The 5,602-nt window shown below is 71.3% G+C and carries 7 protein-coding genes; 5 read left to right on the top strand and 2 right to left on the bottom strand.

Going from position 1 to position 5,602, the window contains the following annotated elements; genetic code table 11:
• On the bottom strand, positions 1–1,327 hold a 1,327-nt coding region (locus AC5020_RS16805), incomplete at its 3' end, for a BCCT family transporter (protein WP_464989130.1).
• Positions 1,328–1,422: 95 nt separating this feature from the next.
• On the opposite strand from AC5020_RS16805, the gene AC5020_RS16800 reads away from it, so the two are divergent.
• From AC5020_RS16800 to arfB, 5 genes are all read left to right on the top strand, one after another.
• Entirely contained in the window at positions 1,423–1,716 is a 294-nt protein-coding gene (locus AC5020_RS16800) for a DUF1905 domain-containing protein (protein WP_464989129.1), read from the top strand.
• Between the two features lie 26 nt (positions 1,717–1,742).
• Positions 1,743–2,561 carry a DUF3152 domain-containing protein gene (locus AC5020_RS16795; protein WP_464989128.1) on the top strand — a complete coding sequence of 273 codons (819 nt, stop codon included), beginning with the start codon at positions 1,743–1,745 and terminating at the stop codon, positions 2,559–2,561.
• Positions 2,562–2,672: 111 nt separating this feature from the next.
• The gene (locus AC5020_RS16790) at positions 2,673–3,248 is read left to right on the top strand and encodes a 1-acyl-sn-glycerol-3-phosphate acyltransferase (RefSeq protein WP_464989127.1); all 576 of its coding nucleotides are present in this window, start codon (positions 2,673–2,675) and stop codon (positions 3,246–3,248) included.
• 62 nt (positions 3,249–3,310) lie between these two features.
• A complete protein-coding gene (locus tag AC5020_RS16785; RefSeq protein ID WP_464989126.1) occupies positions 3,311–3,994 on the top strand; it encodes a hypothetical protein in 684 nt (227 codons plus the stop codon).
• Between the two features lie 38 nt (positions 3,995–4,032).
• Positions 4,033–4,473, top strand: coding sequence for an alternative ribosome rescue aminoacyl-tRNA hydrolase ArfB (gene arfB / locus AC5020_RS16780; protein ID WP_464989125.1), 441 nt, complete (start codon positions 4,033–4,035; stop codon positions 4,471–4,473).
• 113 nt (positions 4,474–4,586) lie between these two features.
• Here the strand turns inward: arfB and AC5020_RS16775 are convergent.
• The coding region (locus AC5020_RS16775; protein ID WP_464989124.1) for a helix-turn-helix transcriptional regulator at positions 4,587–5,602 on the bottom strand (1,016 nt) is incomplete at its 5' end.

The following is a 5,602-nucleotide window of genomic DNA, read 5'->3' as shown; positions in this document are numbered from 1 at the left end:
TCAGCCCGCCCCCGGTGGTGGTGCTGCCGAGCATGAACGAGGCCGAGTCCGCTGAGGTGATGAACAGCAGTGCCAGGACCGGGACCAGCAGCGCGAGGACGAGTCCCGTCAGCGGCAGCGTGTCGAACACCGCGAACGTTGCCACCGACTTCGCCTGCCCGGCGATGTCGGAGACCGAGACGGCGCCGCTGAGCTCCCGCTCGAGGGAGGTGCCCCCGAAGACCGAGAACCACACCACGCTGATCAGGCTGGGGGCCAGAACCACGCCGACGACGATGCCGCGGATGGTGCGACCCCTCGAGATCCGCGCGATGAACGTGCCGACGAACGGCGCCCATCCGATCCACCACGCCCAGAAGAAGTAGATCCACTCCCCCGTCCACGAGCTGCCCGGCCCGCCCTCGGTCGCCAGGCTCATCCCGGCGAATCCGCGCGCAAAGTCCGCGACGCCGGTGCTCAGCGTCGACAGGATCGAGGTGGTGGGACCGCTGAGGAGCACGAGCACGAGGAGCACGCCGCACAGGGCGGCGTTGGCGAGGCTCAGCCATCGGATCCCACGCCCGAGCCCTGTCATGGACGAGATGGTCGCGAACGTCATCAGCGCGGCGATGATCAGGATCTTCACCCCGTAGGAGTCGGCCACACCGAACCGGTCGGCGAGGCCGGCGTTGAGCTCGCCGGTGCCGAGCCCCAGGGACGTGGCGACGCCGAACAGGATCGCGAGCACGGCGAGAGTGTCGACCACGTGCCCCGCCCAGCCGTCGGCGAGCCGCCCCAGCAGCGGGCGCAAGGCGGAGCTGACCAGCATGCCGCTGCCGCGGTTGAAGCCCGCGTACCCGATGGCGATCGCGACGGCCGCGTAGATTCCCCACGCGTGCGGGCCCCAGAACAGGAACGCGTAGCGCATCCCCGCGCGGGCGGCCTCCCTCGAGCCGGGCTCGGCGGTGCCGTGCGGCGGCTCGGCGAGGTGGATGAGCGGTTCGGCCGCTCCCCAGAACAGGAAGCTGAGCCCCACCCCCGCGCTGACGAGCATCGCGATCCAGGACACCGCGCCGAACTCCGGCTCCGCCTCCGGTCCGCCCAGCCGCACCCGCCCGACGGGCAACAGCGCGAGGACGACGACGAAGGCCAGCAGCAGCGTCACGGTCACCGGGTACACGGGCCCGAACGTGCCGACCACGACCCCGCGGATCGCTGCCAGAGAGTCGGAGAGCGCGACCGGCAGCAGCATCCCGACGATCACGAAGGCGACCGACAGGGTCAGCGAGGCGTAGAAGACGGGCCCGAGGCGTCCTCGAGCATCGGCGTCCGGCGCTGGCGCGTCCATCCCTGGCGAGTCTATGCCGGGGTGTGCGACCCGGCGGCGAGCGGAAGGACGACGGGGACGCGCAGACAGGCCTCGCGGACAGTACTCTCAGGGTCATGGCGTGGGAGTTCACGGCAGAGCTGATCCCGTGGCGGGGCCCGGCCCCGTACGTCTTCGCGCCCTTGCCGGCAGACATCTCCCAGGACGCGAAAGACGCCGCTCGTGGGCTCATGTACTGGGGTCAGGTTCCCGTCGTCGCCGCGATCGGGGACACCGAGTTCGAGACCGCGATGTGGCCCAAGGACGGGCGGTTCCTGCTGCCCATCAAGGTCGCGGTCCAGCGTGCCGAACAGATCGATGTCGGCGATGTCATCACCGCCACGCTGCTTCTGCGCGGCGAGAGGGCATGATCTGCGGCGGCCCGTATCGTTGACGCGTGCCCCGGACACCATCTGCCCGTTCCCGGATCGTCCTCACCCGGCGAGGGCGCCTGCTCCGGTCGGGGATCGTCGCAGCCGCAGTACTGGTCGCCGGCGTGGCGCTGGTCCTCAGCATCACGCCGTTCGCCCCGCCGGAGAACTCCTCGCCACCACCGGGCCCGAGTGGCCAGAGCCCCGCGGCCCCCGGCGAGACCGAGACCCCGTCGGCCGTCGCCGAGGCCGCAACGCCGACGTCGACCGACGAACCGGACGCGCGGGACGAGGAGATCGTGCAGTCCGGCACCGTCGGCGACGGCACCTGGACCACGGCGCAACCGGTCACCAGCGCCGAGCCGACATCGGAGACGGTCCACACCTATGCGCTGCGCGTCGAGAACGGGATCGGTATCGACGCCGTGGAGACGGCACGAACCATCGCGGAGATCCTCGGGGACGACCGCGGCTGGCAGAGCACCGAGGACGTCCACTTCCAGCAGATCTCCGACCCTGACCAGGCGGACTTCACGATCTCCCTCGCCTCGCCGCCCACGGTCGATCAGATGTGCCTGCCGGCGAGGACCAACGGGCTCTGGAGCTGCCGGATCGGCGAGGATGTCGCGCTGAACTCGGATCGCTGGACGCACATGACGCCGACGTACGACGACCTCGAGGAGTATCGCGCGTACCTGGTCAACCACGAGGTGGGTCATTTCCTCGGCCATCAGCACGTCCCGTGCGGCGGGGACGGACTCGCGGCGCCGGTGATGCTGCAGCAGAGCATCGACCTCCAGGGCTGCCGACCCAATGCCTGGCCGACGGCGGATGAAGAGGCCTGACGCCGCTGCTCCGTCGCTGTCAGCCTCGCCGAACGGCTCCTCCCGGTCCGGCCCCTGCCTCACAGAGGGCCCCGTGTCGGGATCCTCACCCCCGTGCTCTAGATTGAGCGCATGCTCCGCCACCTCGCCGCCCGCGCGTTCTGGTCGATCAGCCGCTGGAGGTTGGTGACCGAGCCCAAGCCTGATCGTCCCACCGTGCTGGTCGGCGCCCCGCACACCTCCAACTGGGACTTCGTGTTCATGCTCGCCATCGCCTGGCGGCTCGGGATCCGCTTGCACTGGCTGGGCAAACACAGCCTGTTCACCGGCTGGCGGGGCCCGATCATGCGCGCACTCGGCGGGATCCCGGTGGACCGCGAGGATGCCGGTCGGGTCGTCGACGACGTGGTTCGGCGCTCACGCGCGGGCGAGACCTTCGGCCTGGTCGTCACCCCCGACGGCACCCGCGGAGAGCACACGCATTGGAAGTCCGGCTTCTACCGCATCGCCCGTGGGGCCGGAATTCCGGTCACTCTCGGATTCGTCGACCGCACCACGATGACCACCGGACTCGGACCGACGTTCGAGCTGACCGGCAACGTGGCCGAGGACATGGATCGCATCTGCGCCTTCTACGCCGACAAGGCCGGCCACTCCCCCGAGCGACGCGTCGAGCCCCGGCTGCGCGAGGAGGACAGCCTGGACTAGGTTCCGTCGCCGCGCGGTAATTCGCTGTGCCGCGGCGGCCCCGGGCCGCTATGGTCACCGCCATGGACACCGCGGTGCGGGCCGCGACCGACGCGGTCACGCTCGACTCCACGCACACCGATGTGGAGCGGGCACTGCGCAGTGCCGGATGGGCGCGGTGCGGCGCCGGTGACTGGGCGATCGCGCTCGCCTCCCCGGACGGTGACGTCGTCGCGCGACTCAGCCCCTTCGACCCCGTCGGTCCCTATACGGCGCAGCTGTACCGCGCGGCCGCCCCGACGGGGCGTGTACCGCAGCTGTTCGCGCACCGCCGGCTGGCCGGGGGCGGTGATCTCCAGCTGATGGAGCGCCTGAGCGCGGTGTCCGTCCCGGAGGCGCAGGAGTTCCTGGCCCGTCTCGAGGCGCCCGAGCCGGAGCTCGCGGAGCTCGCGGCTCTGGTGGCCGAGATCCACCTCGACGCCCGGCGCGATCTCCCATGGTGCGGCCCCCTCGATGAGAACCCGTCCAACGTCATGCGCAATCGGACAGGGCGGCTCGTCCTGGCGGACCCCTACTACGCGGACGGACCGGATCTGTACGCCACCGCGGAGCACGATCCCGATCTGCTGGTGGCCCGCATCCCCGAGACGGAGCGGCGCTTCCTGGTCGATATCCCGCTCACGGAGTCCGGCCCGTGGGCCGATGCCGATCGGCAGGCGCTGCGGGAGAAGCTGCGCCGCGCCGACGCGCGTGAGCGAGCACGCTGAGCTCTGCAGATCCCCTCGCGACCGGGCACACTCGAGGCATGGACGATCTGTACGTGCCTCCGGGCCCCGGCGCGCCCCGCGGTCTGCGGATCCCGGCGGCGCAGCTGACCGAGCAGTTCTCCCGCTCCTCCGGACCGGGCGGCCAGGGCGTGAACACCACAGATTCCCGCGTCCAGCTCAGCCTCGATCTCGCGACCACGACGGCGCTCAGCGATACCCAGCGCGAACGGGCCATGGACCGGCTCGCTGCGCGGCTCTCGGGAACGACGCTCACGATCAGCGCCGAGGAGAACCGCGCACAGCGCCGGAATCGCACCGCCGCCCGGGAACGCCTGGCTGCGCTCCTGCGCGAGTCCCTGGTCCCACCGGTGGCACGCCGATCGACACGGCCGACGAAGGGATCTCAGCGTCGCCGACTGGAGGGAAAACGCCGCCGCGCGCAGATCAAACGGAACCGCGGACGGCCCGGGACCGAGTGAGTTCTCGCCGGGCACGCACCGGCCCTGGGTCCCGCGAAGGTGCACGAGAACCATGCCTGCCACCTCTCGTCGGGCTCACCGCTCTCCGCCGAGCTCATGACTCCGCGTCGCGCTCACTGCGCCTCGTCGCCGGCGGCGCGCAGCAGTCGGGCGGCCGCGGCGCGCGCGAGGTCGCGCAGCTCCTCCGGCTCCTCGATGAGCACGGGGCATCCGAGCGCAGCGATCACCCCGGGCAGCCAATCCAGGCGCTGAGCCCGGATCTCGGCCCGGAACCACGGCTCATCCCCCGGATCGTTCTTCTCGTCGTCCCCATCGCACGGCTGGAGCTGGGCCACGGAGTCCGGGAGGTGTGCGCGGATGTGGTCGCGGGAGGCGCGGATGCGGAAGCGCACCAGCCAGCGATAGTCCGCGGCGGCGAACCCGTCAACCAGGCGGCGTGCCGCATCGCGTGGTGAGGGCGCCACGAAGGTGCCCGGCACTGCGCGCGCCGTGCGGACGCGGTCGAGGCGGAACGTGCGCTCCTCGCCTCGGGCGACATCGAGGGCGACGAGGTACCAGCGCCCGGCGCGGGCGACGAGATCGTAAGGATGGACCGTGCGCAGCGAGGGTTCTCCGTCGGCGTTGCGGTAGCGCATCTGGAGCGGCTGGCGCTCGCTGATCGCGTCGGCGAGCGCCAGCAGGATGCTGCCGTCGGGAGCGTCGCCGTCAGCCCCCTCTCGCGGTGACGGGGCGTCGGCGAACACGGCGGTGGCCATCAGCTGGTCGAGCCGGCGCACCGACGCCGCGGGCAGGACGCGCCGGAACTTCGCCAGCGCGGTCTGGGCGTCGATGTCGGGTGCTCCGGTCGAGGACTGTGCCCGCAGGAGGCCGAGGATCACGGCGACGGCTTCGTCGTCATCGAGGATGACCGGCGGCATGCGGGAGCCAGCGGCCAGGCGATACCCGCCGTAGCGCCCCCGCACCGCGTCGATCTCGATGCCCATCTCCGCGAGGTGGGCGACATAGCGGCGCACCGTGCGCTCGTCGACCTCCAGAAGCTCGGCCAGCTCCCCGACAGTGCGTATCTGGGCGGACTGGAGCAGCTCGAGCAACCGGAGCATTCGCGCGGAAGGGCCTGGCATGCTCCAAG

Source organism: Brachybacterium sp. SYSU DS0246, assembly GCF_059391765.1.
Note: the sequence above shows the minus strand (reverse complement) of the source record. Positions and strands in the feature narration are given on the sequence as shown.

Coding starts and splice junctions, on each gene's coding strand:
- AC5020_RS16800 (WP_464989129.1), top strand. CDS start 1,423: ATGGCGTGGGAGTTCACGGCAGAGCTGATCCCGTGGCGGGGCCCGGCC.
- AC5020_RS16790 (WP_464989127.1), top strand. CDS start 2,673: ATGCTCCGCCACCTCGCCGCCCGCGCGTTCTGGTCGATCAGCCGCTGG.
- AC5020_RS16785 (WP_464989126.1), top strand. CDS start 3,311: ATGGACACCGCGGTGCGGGCCGCGACCGACGCGGTCACGCTCGACTCC.
- arfB (WP_464989125.1), top strand. CDS start 4,033: ATGGACGATCTGTACGTGCCTCCGGGCCCCGGCGCGCCCCGCGGTCTG.